A 15,805-nucleotide genomic window follows, 5' to 3' on the forward strand; every position below is an offset into this window, starting at 1 on the left:
CCGTCCGCGCTACCGCGCACGGCTCAGTGTTGGTCGTGGTCGTGGCCATCTTCGTCATCGCCGTGGTCGTCTTCAAGCAGCATTCCCACTGACGTTGCGCATGCGTCTCCGCGCCAAGCCTCGATGCCTTCGCGCAACGCGAAGGCCGCGATCACGAGACCGGCCACGGCATCGGCCCACCACCAACCAAAGAGCGAGTTCAACAACAGCCCGGCGAGCACCGCGGCCGACAGATATGTGCAGATCAGCGTCTGCTTCGAGTCGGCAACAGCGCTCGCCGACCCCAGCTCGCGACCGGCGCGACGTTCGGCAAACGAGAGGAACGGCATGATCACGACGCTGAGCGCAGCGATAGCAATGCCGATAGAGCTGTGTTCAACGTCAACTTGTGTGATCAGCGCGAACAGAGAACTTGCGGTCACGTACGCGGCGAGTGCAAAGAAAGCGACGGCGATGACTCGCAGCGTCCCCTTCTCCCATCGCTCTGGTTCGCGGCGCGTGAATTGCCATGCCACCGCCGCGGCCGACAGCACCTCGATGGTGGAGTCGAGTCCGAACGCCACGAGAGCGGCCGAGTTCGCAAGATTGCCAGCCGTCAATGCAATGACCGCTTCGATGAGGTTGTAGGCGATGGTCGCCGAGACGATCCAACGGATTCGTCGCTGTAGTGCGACCTTGCGCCCATCCGAGAGCGTTCCGGCGGACGCGGTCATGAGCAGTTGCAGACGTTAGCTGAGCAACACTGCGGTTCGACGTACAACACGACTTGCAGCAGCTCGTTGAGTGCTGGTGCAAGATGAGTGTCTGCGAGACGGTATTGCGTGCGTCGACCGTCCGGCGTAGCGCTCACGAGGCCGCACCCGCGCAAACATGCCAGTTGATTCGACATCACTTGGCGCGACACATCGAGCGAGTCGGCAAGGTCGGAAGGGTACGCCGAGCCTGTGCGAAGCGCGAGCAGAATGCCCACACGGGTCGGATCAGAAAGCGCGTATCCAAGCCGCGCGAGAGCGGCGGTATGAGTCACAGAAGCGATGGTGGCGGGCACCATCTGAGAGTACAGCAAATCATGAATTAAGCAATCTCTGTAGCGTGGAGCCCTTTTCAGCGTGAGATTCGATGGCGCACCCGCCGAAGCGTTGAAGATGTTCCCGCAGGAATCAGCAGCGTCGAAAGAAGGGCGAGTACCGTGACCACGGTGACGGCGGCGAACGCCGCTCCATACACATCGCCATCCGGTTCAGAGGGCTGAATGGCTATCAGCCCCGCGATCATCGAGGCTCCGACCGCCCCGCCGAGTTGACGGGCCACGACAGTCAGGCCTGTGGCGGCGCCGACGTGCTGCTCATCGACGTGATCGATCAGCACGTTTACCAGGCCAGCGGATGCTGCGGCGATCCCCGCGCCGAGCAGGATTGTTCCCACGAGCAAAGTAGCGAGCTCCCGGGGCGCGATAATCATCACGAGCGCTCCCGCTGCGGCGGTAGCGGCGCCCAGAATAACGGGCGCACGGGTGCCAATCCAACGACGAAGCACTCCAGATAGTGGCCCGACCACGAGCATCGCGACGGTCGCGGGCAACAGCAGCAACGCGGCGAGCGTCACCGACGCGGAGAGTCCAACCTCGTCGTCGCCGGGTGACTCTGCGAACGCCGGAATCAGTACGTAGATGCCGAGCAGGGTGACGCCGAGCAGGAATGCGGTCAGCTGAGTGGCCCACACCCCGCGCAGGCGCAGTGTGGGAGCGCCGATGAGCGGATCTGGGCTCACTCGCTCGCGAAGGAACCAGTAATAGAGCGAGCCGGTCGCGATGAGAGCGAGCCCGGTAATCCACCACCACGGCGACGGCCAGCGGGGTGCCTCGGTAAAGGCGAGAAGAACGGCGATCACACCGACCGCCAGCGACAGCGCTGCGCGCAGCTCCACGTGCACATTGCTGCGGCGGGGAATGTGGGGGAGCGTAGACGCGAGAATTATCCAGCCCGCGACAACGATTCCGAAGGGCGCCCAGGCGGTGGCGCGGATGCCGATGTGATCGACCAGTAGACCCGAGACCAGCACGCCGAAACCGATCCCGGTAGCGAACATCGCGGTGACGAGCCCTACGGCGCCAGCACGGCTGCGCGCTGGAACGAGCCCCGGTACAGCGGCGATGGCCAGTGGAAAAACGCCCCCGCCGACCCCAAGAATCGCGCGGCCGGTGATGAGCCATCCGAACGTCGGAGCGATGGCCGAGACAAACAGGCCCGATGCCACCATCGGCAGCACGATCAACAGCATCCGACGAGCCCCGTAGGCGTCTCCCATCCGCCCGATGAGCGGTGTTGTGGCCACGGCGACAACCAGTGTGATTGTGAGAGCCCAGGTAGCATCCACCGTGGTCACACCGAAAGCATCTGCCGTAATACCCACCACCGGCGCCGTCATCGCTTGCGGCAGGGTTGCTCCGAGCGTGGCGACGACGAGGCCTGTCATCGACACAACCCCGCGGGCACGAAACCGTGCGGGCACTCGAATGGCGCTGGTCGGTGTCGACATCACTCAACGGTAGCGAGCTAGCGCAGGCGCATGCGCCCACGAATGAATGGCCACATCGGCGCTTCATAGATGAGCTTCGCGGGGTCGTCGGGCGCGAGAGTGAACTGCGCTTCGCCAAAACGCCAGATTCGATTGAACAAGAACACGCCCAGCGTCACCGGTTCGTCGGCCGCGAGCTGCCACGTTCCCGCCCCCCATTGCACGGGTTGGCCCCGGCCCTCGATGATGAGCGTCGGGCGTACTCCGCCGTAGAGCACAAACCACGGCTTGTGCATCGTGAGTTCAATGCGACGGGTAGGGCGGTCTGCGGTCATCCTCCCAAGGTAGCTGGAGCAGGCGGCTACGTTCCGATTCGAATCTGGCACTCGACTAGCGAGAGTGCTAATATTTGGGTAGTTGAGTCACATACGCTCAACTTTGATTCGGCGCTCGAGCCAATCGTTCGAGCGAAGAGAAAAGGAGATGACTATGGCAAACTACGACCCGTTCCGTGACCTCGACCGTATTGCGTCGACCCTTCTCGAGTCGCGCGGTGGGCCGCGGCGCATGCCGATGGATCTTTACCGCGATGGGGATCACTATGTGCTCGCCGCGGATCTTCCCGGAATCGACCCAGGCTCGGTTGATATTGATGTCGACGGTCAGCTGCTGACAATCCGCGCTGAGCGAACTCTCGCTTCGGGGGATGGCGTGAAGTGGATCACTCGTGAGCGCGAAGCGGCGACTTTCGTTCGTCAACTCAACCTCGGTCAAGGCGTCGACACGGAGCAGATCAGTGCGTCCTATGACAATGGCGTGCTGTCGGTGACAATTCCGGTCAGCGAGAAAGCCAAGCCGCGACGCATCGCTGTGGCGACAGCAGATTCAGCTGCCGCTCTTCAGGCGCACGAGTCTGACACGTCACAACCTGTCGAGCAGTAGAAATCGCGCGCCGTTGCGGGGCCGTTGGATTGTTCTGCCTCGCAACGGCGCCCCCTTCCTGCGGGTGGCTATCACCCATGATCCGATGATTGGCAACAGCACGGAGTGCACATGGACGACGAGAGATTTGACGACCCTTTCTATGACGAAGTCGATGCGTTCGAGGAAGAGCTCGGCGCGGATCTGATTCGCAACGGAGTGATTGAACAGTGGTGAACGCTGGGGTCGCTCACCTCACGAATCGTTGTGGCGTGGCCAAAGACATGCCTCTTGCGGCATCACCCCCCGCGTAGGCTCGCCGCAACGGCTCTTTCGGGCCGCCCCAACCAGCTTTGGCTCCCGGGTCGCTGCTGCCGACCAGAGGAGTCGCGATGGCCTCCGTTGCACCAGCACCTACTCTCGGACCGATCAGACAGACTTACGCAAGCGCGAAGACCTTTCCCCCTGTCGCGCGCGCCTACACGAACATCTCGCAGGTCGCGAAGGAAACGGGCTTGCTCGCACGCACCCCGTGGTTCTACGGCATCGTTGGCGCAGTGCTCGTGCTCGCTCTTGGTGGTGTGATTACCGGGTTCATTCTGCTCGGTGACAGCTGGTTTCAGCTGCTGATGGCAGCAGCACTCGGCATCATCGTGACCCAGTTTGCCTTTCTCGGTCACGAGGCAGCGCACAAGCAGATTCTCACCAGCGGGCGAGCAAACGACCGCCTGGCGCGCGTGCTTGCTGCCGGTTTCGTGGGCATGAGCTTGTCCTGGTGGGACGCCAAGCACAGCCGACATCACGCCAACCCCAACCGGGTGGGCAAAGACCCCGACATTGAGGTCGACACGATCTCGTTCCTCGAAGAGGATGCTGCCCAGTCGCGTGGCTTCGTTCGACTGATCACTCGCAAACAAGGCTGGCTGTTTTTTCCCCTGCTCACGCTCGAGGGCATCAACTTGCACTACCTCGGTCTGAAGCACCTGTTCTTCACCAAAGGAAAGGTCAAGGGCCGCGCGCTTGAGATCACGCTGATTCTTACGCGGCTTGCCATCGTTATCGTGCCGGTATTCCTGTTGCTTCCCCTCGGCATGGCGTTTGCATTCATGGGCGTTCAGCTCGCAGTCTTCGGCGTCTACATGGGCGCGGCATTCGCACCGAACCACAAGGGAATGCCGATCATCGCGCCCGACGCTCGGCTCGACTTCTTCACCAAGCAGGTTCGCACCTCTCGCAATGTCAGCGGCGGATGGTGGGCCACGTGGCTCATGGGCGGCCTCAACTACCAGGTCGAGCACCACCTCTTTCCGAGCATGTCGCGCCTGCACCTCTCGAAGGCGCGCGAGATCGTGCGTGAGCAGTGCGAAACGCTCGATGTGCCCTACACCGAGACGACCCTCTGGCGTTCCTACGCGATCGTGATCGACTACTTGAACCGCGTCGGACTCGCCGCCCGTGATCCGTTTGACTGCCCGATGGTTTCTGACATGCGACGCGTCTAGCAGAGACGCAGCTTCGACAAACGCCCGCCGATCGTCTGCGGGCGTTTGTCGTTTGCGGGCGCATGGTGTTGCACGGCCCGCTCTTTGTCGATGGGTCGTACTATGGAGCCATGACTTCACAGCCAGAGAACGTTGCCCTCAAGCCCGTTGACGACGAGAAGAACCTTCTCGCCCCCGCCGAAACCGCGGGTGGATGCTGCGGTGGAAGCGCCTGCGGCACCAACTGACGCTAGATGAAAGACCCTGACTCCGCTGTGCTAGCGGGGTCAGGGTCTTTTCGTTGGCGGCGTAGCGCTCAGTGCGCTATCGGCGCAGCGTCAAGATCGTCTGCCGGTTTGCGAATGAAGAACGCCCCGACGATGGTGAACAGCGAGATGACTGCGCCTATCAAGTACGCAGCGTGGATGCCCGCGGCTTCGGCGGCAACAGTTGCGGTGCCCGCTTGCGTTTGCATCGCGCTCACCGAAGACATGATGCCGATCATCAAGGCGATGCCGGCAGCTCCGGCTACTTGCTGAGCGGTGCTCACGATCGCGCTGCCATAGGAGTAGAACCGTGGCTGAACAGATGCCAGCGATGCGGTGAACAATGGTGTGAAAGAGAGCGCGAGACCAACCGACAGGAGCGTCTGGATGCCTACCACGACCCAGACGGCCGTGTTCTCGTCGTAGGTGGTGCTCGCCCAAAGCATGCCGCTAGTGAGGATGGATCCAGGCACAATCAGCACCCGTGTGCCCCAACGGTCGTAGACACGCCCGATGATTGGGCCGGCGAAGCCCATCGCTAGCGCTCCAGGTAGCAGAATGAGTCCCGCGTCGAGTGGCTCAAGCAACAGGACCTGTTGTAGGTAGAGCGGTAGCAACGTGATCGCGCCGAAAAACACCATCGACATCAACATCATCTGGGCAATCGACAACGAGAAGTTCGTGCTCTTGAACACGCGGAGATCAAGCAGCGCCGAATCGCTTGCTTGCAGGCGCATCTGCCGCCACGCGAAGAGTGCGAGGGAAACGACTCCGACGACCAGCGAGATCGTCAACGACGTGTCAACGGCAGCATTGGTGGCCGCCGCGGCGGCATTCGTTCCATGGCTACCACCACCGATCAAGCTCAGGCCGTACACCACCCCGCCGAAACCGAACGCCGACAAGATCACCGAGGTAACGTCGATGCGCGCGTGTGACTTTTCGCCGATATTGCGAATCCATTTCGCACCGACAAACAGCGCGACAAGCGCAATTGGCAAGATCATGCCGAAGATCCATCGCCATCCGGCGGTCTGGATGATAAGGCCCGACAGGCTAGGGCCGATCGCTGGTGCGAGCGCGATGACAATGCTCACGCGCCCCATCATGCGCCCGCGAGACTGCGCCGGAACGACGGTCATCAAGGTAGTCATCAGCAGCGGCATCATGATGGCGGTTCCCGATGCCTGGACGACACGCGCGACCAGTAGCATCTCGAAGCCAGGTGCAAGAAAAGCGATGAGCGTGCCGAATGAGAACAGCGACATAGCGGCGATGAACATCGGGCGCGTACTGTAGCGCCGGATCAGAAATCCGGTGATCGGAATCACGACCGCCATCGTGAGCATGAACGAAGTGGTGAGCCACTGCGCTGCGAGCGCGGTGATGCCGAGACTCGTGATCAAGTCGGGGATCGCCACGCCCATCGTGGTCTCGTTGAGAATCGCTACGAAGGCGGCGCCGAGGAGAAGCCAGATCACTCGTGCTTGTTCAGGAGTGAGCGCAGCTTCCGGGGTGCGAATACTGCCGGTCTCGGGCGTGGTGTCCATGGCGGCCATCGATGGTCTCCTCGAAATCAGGCAGGGGGAAAGTGCCGCAGAGGGCGGCAAGCTCTCAGCCTAACGGCGGAGTGCGACATCCTATTCCCGCATAGGAGAGAAAAAGCGAGTCGAGTCGCTAGGGTTTGGTGTTCGCGTCCCAGTCTTCGGACCCGATCGCATCGGTGGCGTGCGGCGTCGGCTCGCGGTCGGTGAACGCTGCCGGGGTCGGGTTGATGAGCTCCTCTTCGGGGATCGCCTTGAGGTCGTCAATCTCTTTGCGAAGCGCGGCCAGGTCTGCGCCGTCTGGAGTGGGCGCATCTGATGTCGAAGTCATGCTCTGAGCCTAGCCGTGCACTCGGTCAGGCGGGAGGTCCGGCCGGGGCAGGCTTGGCGTCGCTTAGGCTTTCGGCGTGAGCATGATGCGTGGTGGCGGAGGTGGCGGTGGGCGTCATGCCGGGTTCCGTCCGCCCGATACTGAGGCACAGCGCAAACAGAATGCTGATGCACCACGCATTCCACACCTGGGCCGCCGAATCGTCGAGCTGTTTCGCCCCTACCGCGTTCGCATCACTGTCACCGCGATTCTTGTGATTGTCGGCGCGACGCTGGCGGTCGTGCCACCACTGTTGGTGCAACGCATCTTCGACGATGCTCTTTTTCCCGTCGATGACTCAGCCCCAGATCTCACTCTGCTCTGGGAACTCGTTCTCGCCACCATCGTGCTCTACCTGCTGTCAGCCGCGGTCGGGGTCGTGCAAACGTGGCTCACCTCGACGGTCGGCAATCGTGTCACGGGCGATCTGCGGGTCCGGCTCTTTGAGCACCTGCAGTCGATGGAGCTGGGGTTCTTCACTCGCACGAAGACCGGTGTAATCCAATCTCGCCTCCAAAATGATGTGGGCGGTGTGTCAGGTGTGCTTACCAACACGGTCACTAGCATTCTTGGCAACACTGTCACCGTGATTGCATCGCTGGTTGCCATGATCATCATTGACTGGCGGTTGACCATCATCGCCGTGATCATGATGCCTATTCTCGTGATCGTGCAGCGCCGAGTCGGTCAGGTGCGCGCTCGCATCGCTGGTGAAACGCAGGAGTCGTTGTCGGAGCTCACCGCAATCACCCAAGAGACGCTGAGCGTCTCAGGCATCATGCTCTCGAAGTCGTTTAATCGACAGCGTGCTGAGTCGGCTCGCTACAGCGGCGAGAACGTGAACCAGGTGCGCTTGCAGGTGCGTCAGGCGATGAGCGGTCAGGGCTTTTTCGCGGTCGTGCAGGTGCTGATGGCCAGCGTTCCCGCCGTGATCTACCTCGTCTCCGGGTACCTCATCGCGGGCAATACCGACACCATCACCGCGGGAACAATCGTGGCATTTACGACGGTGCAAGCGCGGTTGCTGATGCCGCTGATGGGGCTTATGCGCGTCGCGCTCGATCTGCAGACATCGGGCGCTCTCTTTGCACGCATTTTCGAGTATCTCGACCTCGTGCCGGCGATCAAAGATGCCCCTGATGCTGTCGGCGTCGACAGTGCGAGCAGCGCTATTGGCCGCGTCGAATTTCGAGATGTGACTTTTCGTTACCCGGATGCTGCGCCTGACTCTCGCCCCACCCTCGACAACGTGTCTTTCACCGCTGAACCGGGGCAACACGTCGCGTTCGTGGGGCCGTCTGGCGCGGGCAAGACGACAGTGCTCTACCTCACGCCGCGCATGTACGAGGCCTCAGGTGGTGAGGTGCGCTTCGCAGGAACCGATGTGCGTCGCTTGACTCAGGAGGCGATCATCGACCACGTCGGCATCGTCTCGCAAGAGACCTACCTGTTTCATGCATCAATCCGTGAGAATCTTCGCTACGCGAAGCCTGAAGCGTCGGATGCTGAATTGGAAGAAGCATGTCGCGCGGCGAATATCCATCAGGTGATTGCGGGCTTTGAGCAGGGCTACGACACCGTCGTCGGTGAACGCGGCTACCGGCTCTCAGGCGGCGAGAAGCAGCGCATTGCGATTGCCAGGGTCTTGTTGAAAGACCCGCCCGTGCTGCTGCTCGACGAGGCGACGTCGGCTCTCGATACCGTGTCAGAGCGCGTCGTTCAAGAAGCGCTGGATGCTGCGGCCCGGGGTCGCACCACGCTGTCGATCGCGCATCGGCTCTCCACAGTCATTGGCGCCGATGTCATTCATGTCGTCGAGGCCGGACGCATCGTGGAAACCGGTGATCATGCGTCACTGCTTGCCGCCGGCGGGCTCTACGCTGACCTGGCCGCAGAGCAGATGGCAGCATCCCGAATCTTCGAAGCGGAAGCGGATGCTGAGGCGGATCGCGCGGTGGAGGGTCGCTAGCAACTCACCATGCTGCTGCGAGTGCAAGTGCGCGTGCGGCAGGCTCCGGCAGCGTCGAGGGCGCGTCCGTTCGACGCCGGATCTCCCGCGCGAAAGCGCCCACCTCTTGGCGATACTTCGCAACCGGGTGCTCGCTTGCGATCTGGATCAACGGCGGCAGATCAAGCATCAGTATCAGCGGCACGCGCGCGGCAGCGGCCGATTGCGCGCCCGCTGCGTCGAGCACCGCCAAACCCGCGCGCAATGCCTCGAGGTAGTCCAATAAGACCGGAAGCTCGGCTTTGTGCTGTGTGATCGAAGAGCCATCGGCGCGCTCGCGCCACTCCACCACGACATCGCTGATCACATCGAATGCTCGGGCACGTGTGTACATCATTTGGGCGACGACCTGGTCTTCATAGGCTGTTCCCTCAGGAAAGCGAAGCCCATTCTTCCGCCAGAAATCGGTGCGACTGATCTTCGACCACGCAACCACGTTGCCTGATGCGGCGGGGTGATCCCTCAATGTCACCGCACGTCGGGCGGGATCGGTTGCGGCGAGAACCCATGGTTGCATTGCGCCAGGCTCGTATCTGCCCTCAGCGTTTGCGCGCAGGCGAACATAGGCGCCGGCCACGAAGTCGCTCCCTGTCTCGGTAAGAGTGGTGGTCATGCGTTCCAGGGCGGCCGGTCTCAAGATGTCATCTGCGTCAAGAAAACCAAGAAGCGGGGTATCGACCAGATCAAGTCCAGTGTTTCTCGCGGTGCCCAGGCCATGGCGTGCGTCATGGCGAACGATGCGAAAACGAGAGTCGCCTGCGGCGAACCGGTCGAGTATGTCGGCGGTGGCGTCGTCTGAGCCATCGTCGATCAAGATCGCGCTCCACGTCGCGATCGTTTGCACTTGGAGCGAGCGCAGTGCGTCAGCAACGTATTCCTCAACGTTGAAGGCTGGCACGATGATCGTGACAGCGGCTGGCTCAGACAGGGTCATCCGCCCGATTGTACGGCCGATACCGCGTCAGCTACCGCGTCAGCCACGACATCGAGCGAGCCGTCGTGCGAGTGAGCGAACGTGAAGCGCACTGCGGTCTGCGCGACATCTTCATCGGTGCCCATTGCAACCAGAACATGGGAAGCTTCATCACTTCCGGCCGCGCAGGCAGATCCGCTCGAAGAGACAATTCCGCGCCGCTCGAGTTCTAGCAACACGGCCTCACCGCTCGTACCCGCAAAGGTGAAACTCGCTGTGCCCGGAAGTCTCTGCACTGCATGACCGGTCAATCGCGCACCTGGTACGCGTGCAAGAACGTGAGCGATGAACTCATCTCTCAGGCGAGCCACGCGAGATGCAGACGTGAGGCGTTCGGCTTCGGTCAGCTCAAGCGCGGTGGCGAAGCCGACCGCAGCGGCGACGTTCTCGGTGCCGCTGCGTTTGCCGCGCTCTTGGCCGCCGCCGTGTAGCACTGGCTCAAGCGGGATGCGGCCTCGCACACCGAGCACCCCGATGCCCTTTGGCGCGCCGATCTTGTGCCCCGCGAGGGAAACGGCGTCGACACCGAGTTCCTTCATCGACAGTGGCAACCATCCGGCGGCCTGGACCGCGTCGATGTGAAGGGGCACACGCGAGCCGCTCGCTCGCACGGCTGCTGCGATTCCCGTGACGTCTTGGACCGTGCCAACCTCGTTGTTTGCATAGCCAAAACTCACCAGAGCGGTGTCGTCGCGCATGGCGCTGGTGACGGCATCGGCGCTCACTACGCCTTCTGCATCGACGGGCACCCTGGTGATGTCGAATCCGTGAATGCGCTCAAGGTACGACGCCGACTCGAGAACCGACTCGTGTTCGATTCGAGTAGTGACCACGTGGCGTGCGCCCCGCGCGATCGCGGCGATTGCAATGCCCTTGATTGCGAGGTTGTTCGCTTCAGTGCCGCCAGCGGTGAAAACGACGTCACCGGTGCGCATATCGAGCACCTTTGCAACGCGAGCACGAGAATCGGCAAGTGCGTCAGCCGCGGCTTCCCCGACGGTGTGATGGCTTGAAGGATTGCCGAACCAGCGTGAGAAGTACGGCGCCATTGCCTCAAGCACTTCGGGGCGCACTGGAGTCGTCGCCGCGTTGTCGAGATACAGCAGGGGCATGGTGATGCTCAGGCTGTGTCGATGCGCACGTCAAGACCTAGATCGAGCGCCCGTGCCGAATGGGTGAGTGCGCCGATCGAGATGACATCGACCCCGGTAACAGCAATAGCTCGTACCGTCTCGAGGGTGACGCCGCCCGAGGCTTCGACTGTGGCGCGACCGGCGACTTGAGTGACGCCGGTGCGCAGATCGTCGATCGAGAAGTTATCGAGCATGATCGTTCCGATTCCGGCAGCCAGCACATCTTCGATCTGATCGAGTCCGTCGACCTCCACCTCAAGGTGAGCCGTGTGAGGAAGCCGTTGCTGCGCTTCTTTCAGTGCCTCGGTGATTGATGCTCCGCCTCGGGTAAGGATGGCGAGGTGGTTGTCTTTGGCCATCACCGCGTCTGACAGTGAGTATCGGTGATTTCGTCCACCACCGTCGCGCACCGCTTTGCGTTCGAACGCTCGCAATCCAGGCGTCGTCTTTCGCGTATCTGCGATGCGGGTAGCGGTCTCAGCGACCTCGGCGACATACAGACCTGTCAACGTGGCGATGCCAGACATTCGCTGCGCAAAGTTCAGGCCGACGCGTTCTGCGGTGAGAACGCCGCGGGCGGGGCCGCTCACCACCGCGAGCACATCGCCGGGGTCAAACCACTCGCCGTCTGCCACGACGAGTTCGACCTCGATGCGCGGATCGGTCAAGCGAAAGGCCGCCGCGAACACCTCGCCGCCGCTGAATACCCCGCGCTCGCGTGCGACCAGGTCAGCGCTCGCCAATGAAACGTCGTCGATCAGATACTCGCTGGTGAGATCGCCCCAGGGTGCATCTTCCTCGAGTGCCGCAGCGACAACGCGGTCGATGTGTGCGCGGGTCAGCATGCGATCGCCTCCGTCTGAGCGAGAGTTGAGCCGCCAGTGGACGTTGCAGCCTGTGCGTTCGACGCCGCATCCCTCCGATAGTGAGCGCCGCGAGATTCACGGCGCTGGCGGGCTGCTGCCACTAGATGCTCGGCCACCAAAAGCAGATTCTCATCTTCGAACTGCCGTTCGCTGCGCTTCTCTCGGGCAGTGGTGCGCCAGGCGGCGATCACCGCGGCGGCACGGTCGAGGCCGGTTTCATCGCGCACCAGACTTGCGTTCTCCCACATCAGATCCTGCAGCGCTTCGCGGGTGAACGCAGGCACGGGAGCGGTTGTGTTTCGCACATCATCGACGAGCTGGGGGAGCGCAATGCTGGGGAGCGAGGGCCACCGGTCGGAGGCAGCGTCGGCCGCGATCACGTCGCCGGCTCGCGCACCGAACACGGCACCTTCGAGCAGCGAGTTCGACGCGAGGCGGTTCGCACCGTGCACGCCGGTGCGCGATACCTCGCCGACCGCGTAGAGTCCGCGCACGCTGGTGCGTCCGTTGAGGTCTGTAGTGACGCCACCCATCAGATAGTGGGCTGCCGGGGTCACCGGAATCGGCTCGCGGGCCCAGTCGAGGCCGCGTTCACGCACGGCACGATCGATTGTCGGAAAACGCTGGGCGAGAAACGCGGCGCGTTCGTGACTGTCAGTGGAGTGCAACTGAGTTGCATCCAAATACACCGCCCGACCGTCTTGAGCATCCATCTGCTTTGCAATCGCGCGAGCCACGATGTCGCGCGGCGCTAGCTCGCCGTCGGGGTGTGCGTCGAATGTAAAGCGTCGGCCATGTTCGTCCACGAGGATCGCGCCCTCGCCACGCACCGCTTCCGACACCAGGAACGCCTCACCGGCCGCAATGATGGTCGGATGGAATTGGAAGAACTCCAGCTCTTGCACGTGTGCGCCAGCGCGAATCGCTGCGGCGATGCCATCAGCAGTGGCTACTTCAGGGTTGGTCGAGTGCGCGTAGAGCTCACCCGCACCGCCAGTGGCGAGCACCACGGCATCCGCCCATACTGTTTCGCTGGTGCCTTCGCTGCGGCCGGCGACGTCGCCTACCAGCAGCTCAACTCCGGTCACTCGTGAGTCAGAGACCACGAGGTCGACGAGAAATGCATGTTCGATCACCCGAACATTCGAGGCACGAAGACTCGCCACGAGGGCCTTCTCGATGGCGGTTCCCGTGGCGTCACCGCCGGCGTGCAGAATGCGCGGGTAAGAGTGAGCTGCTTCGAGGCCTTTGACGAAGTCGCCGTCAGCCGCGCGATCAAACGCGACCCCCAGTTCGATCAGCTCGCGAATGCGGGCTGGGCCTTCTTCTACCAGTACTCGCACGGCCTCGGGATCGTTCAGCCCGGCACCCGCGGTCAGCGTGTCGCGCACGTGATCCTCGACGCGGTCATCGTCGAACATGACACCCGCGATGCCACCCTGCGCATAGCGGGTGTTGGCGTGTTCGAGTACGTCCTTGGTGACCAGGGTGACCTGACAGCCTTGCGCCACCGCGTGCAGGGCGACGGTTAGACCGGCGATCCCGCTACCGACCACCACCGTGTGAACGGTCATGATGCGCTGCTGTCAACGAGCGCTGGCGCCTCGGGCGGCTTCGCAGCCAGCATGCGCTCAAGCGCCACGCGGGCGGGGTCAGCGACATCAGGCGCCACCGTGATCTGGTTCAGCACAGTGCCGGCGACCAGGCCCTCGAGCACCCATGCGAGATACCCCGGGTGGATGCGATACATGGTCGAACACGGGCACACGACCGGATCGAGACAGAAGATCTCATGCTGCGGATGCTGCGCGGCGAGGCGCTGCACGAGGTTCACCTCGGTGCCGATCGCGAAGGTGGTGGGCTCAGATGCTGCTTCTATGGCCTTGCGGATGTAGTCGGTAGAACCTGCTTCGTCAGCGGCGTCCACAACCTCCATCGGGCACTCGGGATGCACTATCACTCTCACGTCGGGGTGATCGACGCGCGCCTGCGCGATCTGAGCAACGCTGAAACGCCGGTGCACCGAGCAGAAACCGTGCCATAGAATCACGCGAGCGTCTTCGAGAGTGTCGGGGGCCGATCCGCCGAAGGGCTTTCGGGGGTTCCACATGGGCATTTGCTCCAGCGGCACGCCCATGGCTTTGGCGGTGTTGCGTCCGAGATGCTGGTCAGGAAAAAACAGCACGCGGCGGCCTCGCTCGAAGGCCCATTCGAGCACCGTGCGGGCGTTAGAAGAAGTGCAGACGATGCCACCGTGGCGCCCGACGAAACCCTTGATGGCCGCGGATGAGTTCATATAGGTGACGGGAATGACCGGCAAGAGCCCGTCAGCATCAACGGCATCCATGTCGCCATAGATCTCTTCGAGCTGTTCCCAGCACTCCTCGACCTGGTCGATGTCTGCCATATCAGCCATCGAACAGCCAGCGGCGAGGTTCGGCAGGATCACGGCCTGCTCAGGGCCGGAAAGCAGATCCGCGGTCTCAGCCATGAAGTGCACTCCGCAGAAAACGATCGCTTCTGCTTCGGGGTGTGCCTTCGCCGCATTTGCGAGCTGAAACGAGTCGCCGACATAGTCGGCGTGCAGCACAACCTCTTCGCGCTGATAGAAGTGGCCGAGCACGACGACGCGATCTCCGAGCGTGGCCTTGGCCGCGACGATGCGTTCATTGAGCTCTTCCTCTGAGGCTTCGCGGTACTGCACAGGCAACTCTCCCTGGCGGGGAGAGCCCGTGGGAATTACGTCGCCCATCGACGAGCCGGGCCCATACCCAGGGCGACCATCGAAGTCCCAGGGCCCCGCGGCGAGGTCTGTGTTGCAGGTTTCGCCGACGGCCTCACCCGTCACGATTGCCTGGATGGCATGGTCAACCGAGGGGTCGGTGTCGGGTCGGGGCTGAAGGGCGATGTTGACAGCAGGCATGATTGCTCGATTCAGGGGCGTACGCCGAGCGGGCCACGATCGGCAAGCTCAACATCTTGATTGAAGCGGTACAGGCGGGCGGGGCGATGACTGCCCTTGCGGAAACGCTCGGTGGGAAGGAGGGTATCGGTGCCTTCGACCTGGCGGCGAAAGTTTGCCGGATCGAGCCTGCGGCGAAGGATCGACTCGTACACCTCTCGCAGTTCAGCGAGCGTGAACTCATCTGCGAGCAAGCCGTGCGCGATCTGGCTGTAGCCGACCTTGTTGCGAAGTCGCCACAGTGCGTAAGAAACGATCTCGTTGTGATCGAACGCGAGGTGCGGCAGGTCGTCGGCATCGAACCAGCGCACATTCTCGTCTGAGGTGTCGGCGATCTCGTCTGGTCGAATCAGCGCCCAGTAGACGATGGAAACCACTCTGGTGGGGGAACGGTCGACCGCACCAAACGCATAGAGCTGCTCAAGATAGCTCGGCGCGAGCCCGGTGGTCTCGGCAAGCGTTCTCGACGCAGCGGCATCTAGGTCTTCGACGATGTCGAGCCAACCGCCCGGCAAGGCCCACTGCCCTTCGTGGGGATCGCTCTGGCGTCTGACGAGGGGGAGTGCGACGCTGGCTCGTTCCTGACCTTCTGCGCGGCGAAGGGTGAAAATCACCGTCGAGACCGCAACGCGTGTGCCCGCGGGCGCGGCGGAACTCGTTGCGTTGGACGCGTGCGCGGTGGTGGTTGCTGTTATGGTCATGGTGACTTTTACTCCGGTTTTATCTTAGTGTCGCTATGACCAGAAGTGCAAAACATCACCAGA

At 62.4% G+C, this 15,805-nt stretch carries 15 protein-coding genes; 3 read left to right on the forward strand and 12 right to left on the reverse strand.

What is annotated here, in order from left to right; genetic code table 11:
- Positions 1 to 23: 23 nt before the first annotated feature.
- Genes AB0O81_RS00605 through AB0O81_RS00620 form a run of 4 tightly spaced genes read right to left on the reverse strand, consistent with a single transcriptional unit; the run spans position 24 to position 2,852 of the window.
- Positions 24 to 713, reverse strand: a complete 690-nt coding sequence (locus AB0O81_RS00605) for a cation transporter (RefSeq protein ID WP_363580187.1) — start codon at positions 711 to 713, stop codon at positions 24 to 26.
- Positions 710 to 1,048 carry a metalloregulator ArsR/SmtB family transcription factor gene (locus AB0O81_RS00610; protein WP_363580189.1) on the reverse strand — a complete coding sequence of 113 codons (339 nt, stop codon included), beginning with the start codon at positions 1,046 to 1,048 and terminating at the stop codon, positions 710 to 712. The genes AB0O81_RS00605 and AB0O81_RS00610 overlap by 4 nt, the downstream gene beginning before the upstream one ends.
- Positions 1,049 to 1,104: 56 nt before the next feature.
- Complete coding sequence (locus tag AB0O81_RS00615) at positions 1,105 to 2,538, reverse strand: MFS transporter (protein ID WP_363580191.1); 1,434 nt, start codon at positions 2,536 to 2,538, stop codon at positions 1,105 to 1,107.
- A gap of 17 nt (positions 2,539 to 2,555) precedes the next feature.
- The gene (locus AB0O81_RS00620) at positions 2,556 to 2,852 is read right to left on the reverse strand and encodes a hypothetical protein (protein WP_363580193.1); all 297 of its coding nucleotides are present in this window, start codon (positions 2,850 to 2,852) and stop codon (positions 2,556 to 2,558) included.
- A 154-nt stretch (positions 2,853 to 3,006) separates the two neighbouring features.
- Here AB0O81_RS00620 and AB0O81_RS00625 point away from each other — a divergent pair, with 154 nt between their 5' ends.
- Entirely contained in the window at positions 3,007 to 3,459 is a 453-nt protein-coding gene (locus AB0O81_RS00625) for an Hsp20/alpha crystallin family protein (RefSeq protein WP_363580195.1), read from the forward strand.
- Positions 3,460 to 3,830: 371 nt separating this feature from the next.
- Positions 3,831 to 4,940 carry an acyl-CoA desaturase gene (locus AB0O81_RS00630; RefSeq protein WP_363580197.1) on the forward strand — a complete coding sequence of 370 codons (1,110 nt, stop codon included), beginning with the start codon at positions 3,831 to 3,833 and terminating at the stop codon, positions 4,938 to 4,940.
- Between the two features lie 295 nt (positions 4,941 to 5,235).
- Here AB0O81_RS00630 and AB0O81_RS00635 read toward each other — a convergent pair whose 3' ends face one another.
- Both AB0O81_RS00635 and AB0O81_RS00640 read right to left on the reverse strand, forming a co-directional pair.
- A complete protein-coding gene (locus tag AB0O81_RS00635; RefSeq protein ID WP_363580199.1) occupies positions 5,236 to 6,744 on the reverse strand; it encodes an MDR family MFS transporter in 1,509 nt (502 codons plus the stop codon).
- Between the two features lie 118 nt (positions 6,745 to 6,862).
- A complete protein-coding gene (locus AB0O81_RS00640; RefSeq protein WP_363580201.1) occupies positions 6,863 to 7,060 on the reverse strand; it encodes a hypothetical protein in 198 nt (65 codons plus the stop codon).
- Between the two features lie 85 nt (positions 7,061 to 7,145).
- Between AB0O81_RS00640 and AB0O81_RS00645 the strand changes: the two genes are divergently transcribed.
- On the forward strand, positions 7,146 to 9,068 hold the full coding sequence (locus AB0O81_RS00645; protein WP_363580858.1) for an ABC transporter ATP-binding protein: 1,923 nt from the start codon (positions 7,146 to 7,148) through the stop codon (positions 9,066 to 9,068).
- Positions 9,069 to 9,072: 4 nt separating this feature from the next.
- Here AB0O81_RS00645 and AB0O81_RS00650 read toward each other — a convergent pair whose 3' ends face one another.
- The 6 genes from AB0O81_RS00650 to AB0O81_RS00675 are packed head-to-tail and all read right to left on the reverse strand — an operon-like array spanning position 9,073 to position 15,742.
- Positions 9,073 to 10,041 (reverse strand): glycosyltransferase family 2 protein, encoded by a 969-nt coding sequence (locus AB0O81_RS00650; RefSeq protein ID WP_363580203.1) that lies wholly within the window; start codon positions 10,039 to 10,041, stop codon positions 9,073 to 9,075.
- Positions 10,038 to 11,186, reverse strand: coding sequence for a cysteine desulfurase family protein (locus AB0O81_RS00655; protein WP_363580860.1), 1,149 nt, complete (start codon positions 11,184 to 11,186; stop codon positions 10,038 to 10,040). The genes AB0O81_RS00650 and AB0O81_RS00655 overlap by 4 nt, the downstream gene beginning before the upstream one ends.
- A gap of 14 nt (positions 11,187 to 11,200) precedes the next feature.
- Entirely contained in the window at positions 11,201 to 12,058 is an 858-nt protein-coding gene (gene nadC / locus AB0O81_RS00660; protein WP_363580205.1) for a carboxylating nicotinate-nucleotide diphosphorylase, read from the reverse strand.
- Entirely contained in the window at positions 12,052 to 13,653 is a 1,602-nt protein-coding gene (gene nadB / locus AB0O81_RS00665; RefSeq protein ID WP_363580207.1) for an L-aspartate oxidase, read from the reverse strand. The genes nadC and nadB overlap by 7 nt, the downstream gene beginning before the upstream one ends.
- A complete protein-coding gene (nadA, locus tag AB0O81_RS00670; RefSeq protein WP_363580209.1) occupies positions 13,650 to 15,002 on the reverse strand; it encodes a quinolinate synthase NadA in 1,353 nt (450 codons plus the stop codon). Before nadA ends, nadB begins: the two co-directional genes overlap by 4 nt.
- An 11-nt stretch (positions 15,003 to 15,013) precedes the next feature.
- On the reverse strand, positions 15,014 to 15,742 hold the full coding sequence (locus AB0O81_RS00675) for an NUDIX domain-containing protein (protein WP_363580211.1): 729 nt from the start codon (positions 15,740 to 15,742) through the stop codon (positions 15,014 to 15,016).
- Positions 15,743 to 15,805: the final 63 nt, after the last annotated feature.

The sequence above is a fragment of the Microbacterium sp. NPDC076911 genome, from assembly GCF_040687125.1.
GTDB lineage: Bacteria > Actinomycetota > Actinomycetes > Actinomycetales > Microbacteriaceae > Microbacterium.

Coding starts and splice junctions, on each gene's coding strand:
- AB0O81_RS00605 (WP_363580187.1), bottom strand. CDS start 713: ATGACCGCGTCCGCCGGAACGCTCTCGGATGGGCGCAAGGTCGCACTA.
- AB0O81_RS00615 (WP_363580191.1), bottom strand. CDS start 2,538: ATGTCGACACCGACCAGCGCCATTCGAGTGCCCGCACGGTTTCGTGCC.
- AB0O81_RS00620 (WP_363580193.1), bottom strand. CDS start 2,852: ATGACCGCAGACCGCCCTACCCGTCGCATTGAACTCACGATGCACAAG.
- AB0O81_RS00625 (WP_363580195.1), top strand. CDS start 3,007: ATGGCAAACTACGACCCGTTCCGTGACCTCGACCGTATTGCGTCGACC.
- AB0O81_RS00630 (WP_363580197.1), top strand. CDS start 3,831: ATGGCCTCCGTTGCACCAGCACCTACTCTCGGACCGATCAGACAGACT.
- AB0O81_RS00635 (WP_363580199.1), bottom strand. CDS start 6,744: ATGGCCGCCATGGACACCACGCCCGAGACCGGCAGTATTCGCACCCCG.
- AB0O81_RS00640 (WP_363580201.1), bottom strand. CDS start 7,060: ATGACTTCGACATCAGATGCGCCCACTCCAGACGGCGCAGACCTGGCC.
- AB0O81_RS00645 (WP_363580858.1), top strand. CDS start 7,146: ATGCGTGGTGGCGGAGGTGGCGGTGGGCGTCATGCCGGGTTCCGTCCG.
- AB0O81_RS00650 (WP_363580203.1), bottom strand. CDS start 10,041: ATGACCCTGTCTGAGCCAGCCGCTGTCACGATCATCGTGCCAGCCTTC.
- nadC (WP_363580205.1), bottom strand. CDS start 12,058: ATGCTGACCCGCGCACACATCGACCGCGTTGTCGCTGCGGCACTCGAG.
- nadB (WP_363580207.1), bottom strand. CDS start 13,653: ATGACCGTTCACACGGTGGTGGTCGGTAGCGGGATCGCCGGTCTAACC.
- nadA (WP_363580209.1), bottom strand. CDS start 15,002: ATGCCTGCTGTCAACATCGCCCTTCAGCCCCGACCCGACACCGACCCC.
- AB0O81_RS00675 (WP_363580211.1), bottom strand. CDS start 15,742: ATGACCATAACAGCAACCACCACCGCGCACGCGTCCAACGCAACGAGT.